Consider the following 1,201-nt stretch of genomic DNA (forward strand, 5'->3'; position numbering starts at 1 on the left):
CAAATAGCTCGCTATTCTCCTCAGAAGCAGAAATTTTTATCCTCAATTTCTTGCAATCCTCGCTACGGACGCTTAAGTCCGACAGGCTGCTAGTGGCAGTTATTTAGTTTGAGTTTTTTAGAGCCGGGGTCATCATTCTGGTTCACATCAACAGGCTTTCGTTTTGGATGGTTTCTTTTGTGATTTGTTAGAGCTTCAGCGTTCTCGCAGAGCGTACTGCATGCCTGATGCTGACCGTCCTCCCCGACTACCATAAGGTCACATTTTTTATTCTCGGTGTGGTATCTACTTATATGAGACGACAGAGATCGAGAGTTCATGCAGACCGTCTCGCATGTTCGCTGCTGGCCATGCTCTGTAGTCATGATCACGTCACAGATTTGTGGTGCAGTGTGGTCTCTTCTTATCTGACTCTGTTGTGCTTGAGCATCCTTGCAGATGCTTCCGCATGGTTGCTGCTGGCCATCCTTTACGACCACGATTGCGTCACGGGTTCGTGATCCTATGTGGAATTTACTTTTATGAGCATTCAGGGCTCGAGCATTCTTGAAGGTGATCCCGCATGGCCGCGGCTGGCCATCCGGGCCGGTCAATATCTCGACACAGGTTTTTGGTCCCGTGTGGTATCCACTTTTGTGAGACGACAGGGCATGAGCATGCATGTAAATCTTTCCGCATGTTCGAGGCTGACCGTCCTTACCGACCACTGTTGCGTTGCAGGTTTGTGGCCCGGTTTGCTTTTTTCTTCTATGAACCCTCAGGGCTTTAGTATTCTTGTAGACTGTCCCGCGTGCTCGCGGTTGGCCACACTCTGTGGCCACAGTCACGTCACCAGTGTGTTGTGCGGTTTGGCCTTTTCTTGTCTGATGCTGCTGTGCTTGAGCATTCTTGCAGACCCTTCCAAATGGTTGCTGCTGGCCATCCTCCCCGACCACGGTTGCATCACGGGCTAGTGTTACTCTGTGGAATTTACTTTTATGATGCGACAGGGCTCGGGCATTCTTGAAGGCGCTCCCACATGGCCGCATCTGACCATCCGGGTCGATCACTGTCTCGACACAGGTTTTTTGTCCTGTGTGGTATCCACTTTTGTGAGACGTCAGGGTATGAGCATTCTTGTAAATCTTCCCGCATGTTCGCGGCTGACCGTCCTCACCGATCACTGTTGAGTTGCAGGCATGTGGCCCGGTGTGCTTTGTTC

General features: G+C 50.8%; 1 protein-coding gene. It reads right to left on the reverse strand.

Annotation, left to right across the window (positions count from 1 at the left end):
• Nucleotides 1–89: 89 nt before the first annotated feature.
• On the reverse strand, nt 90–1,201 hold a 1,112-nt coding region (locus KDK18_RS01370; RefSeq protein WP_257252647.1), incomplete at its 5' end, for a hypothetical protein.

Source organism: Endozoicomonas sp. SESOKO3 (genome assembly GCF_024606255.1).